The sequence below is a fragment of the Halalkalibacter wakoensis JCM 9140 genome, assembly GCF_000513095.1.
GTDB lineage: Bacteria > Bacillota > Bacilli > Bacillales > Bacillaceae_D > Halalkalibacter > Halalkalibacter wakoensis.
The window spans coordinates 1-1,845 of record NZ_BAUT01000151.1 but is presented as its reverse complement, the minus strand read 5'-3'; the positions used below and the strand labels follow the sequence as shown (position 1 = coordinate 1,845).

General features: G+C 42.3%; 1 pseudogene. It reads right to left on the bottom strand.

The features are described 5' to 3' along the window. Window positions 1-152: 152 nt before the first annotated feature. Window positions 153-1,707, bottom strand: a pseudogene (locus JCM9140_RS21865) (IS3 family transposase). Window positions 1,708-1,845: the final 138 nt, after the last annotated feature.

Below are 1,845 nucleotides of genomic sequence, written 5' to 3'. Positions count from 1 at the left end.
TATCGGTGTTTGTCAATATAGTTGTCGCATTTAGTTACTTTAGTGTTCAATCAAGACTACCGCGCTACGCTTGCTGGCCTGATGGTTTGAATTGAAAGAAAATCCATTCTTTCACTTCAAACCATCAGGGAATAAAGTGTATGTTGGCGAACTTAACGTTTCCTTTTTCCCTCATCACGCATTGGATTAAGGGCTACTTTTTCAATAGGTGTCCAATTTCTTGGACTCCTTGCCCAACGTTCTGGATGCTTTGCTTTTGCGGCTTCATACACGTCTTTTCTCTTGGTCAATATTGTTACGTGTTCTCCGGCATGACACTGTGCTGGCGTTACATAATTCAGCCCACTATGCAGATGAATATGATTATACCAATGGACAAATTGATGGGCCCATTGTCTGGCTTCCTGAAGTGAGGCAAAGCTTTATGCGGATAATTAGGCCGATATTTGAGCGTCCGAAACATGGCTTCTGAATAAGGATTATCATTGCTTACACGCGGTCTTGAGAAGGAACTTTGGATTCCTAATTTCTCAAGTAAACTTAAAAAAGTCTCGGCTTTCATCGGACTCCCATTGTCTGAATGCAACACAAGTGGTGCCCCTTGAATTCTCTCATTAATGACTGCTTTTTTTACTAGTGATTCAGCGTGTGTCGCTTCTTCCTTTTCCCATACTTCCCACCCGACTGCTTTTCTACTAAACAGATCAAGTATTAAATAAAGGCGATAATACAAGCCTTTCACAGGGCCACCAAGCCACGTAATATCCCATGTCCATACCTGATTTGGTGATAGAGCGAGATGACTCTCAGGAATTCTTCGTGTTGGCTTTTGGCTGCGGCCACGATGGTGTTGCATCTTTCCTTCACGTAAAACACGATAAAATGTAGATTCTGACGCAAGATATGTTCCTTTATCCGCAAGCTTTGGGACAATTTGTGTCGGAGGTAAATCGGCATATTCTTCTTGTTTGACAACCTCGAGAATTTCCTTTTTCTCTTCCTCTGACAACTTATTTTTTGGAATAGGTCTTTTCGCAAAGGGACGCTGATCGACCTTAACCTCACCATCTACCACCCAGCGCTCATAGGTTCGTACACTAATATAAAGTTCCTCACAAGCCTTCGCTAACCGCGCACCGTTATGATTGGCTTCTTGGATGAGTTCTACAGCTAATGCGCGATTTGATGGGCTAATCATTCGTCCTCGTCGTCCCCCCAAATCGCTTGGGCCTTTTTTCGCAAAAGTAATAACGCTGCAGCTTCCGCTAATGCTTTTTCTTTCTTTTGTAGATCTTTTTCTAGTTGCTTAGCACGTTTTTTTTCTTCTTTCAACGCACCATTTAGCTCCTGTGATTGGTCAAATACTTGTCCATTTGCTTGGAGACAAGCCACTCTCCACGCCTCAATTTGTTCGCGATACAATCCCTTTTTACGACAATATTCAGCCAGTTCTGTTTCGTTCATCGCAAAGGTCTCCATCACGATTAAAAACTTATCTTGACTGGTCCATTTGTCACTTGTTTGTCCATTGCCAGGCGTTGCCACACCAGCTTCACGTGCAGCCTTACGCCACTTGTACAACGTGGGTTCTGTGATGCCTTCTTCCTTCGAGATAGTAGCCACTGATTCGTTATGTGGTGGCATCATTCGTTTAACGATTGCCTCTTTTTGTTCCTTTGAATAACGCACTCCATTTTTTTCTTTCATATCGATCGACCTCCGTGTTATTTACTTAAACTATAACACTAAAGTACCTTACGACATCTATCCTAACAGAGGGGGATATTTAGAGAGGGTTAGGGAAAAAAATCCACGTTACATTAAAGACCAGTTACAAATTATCTT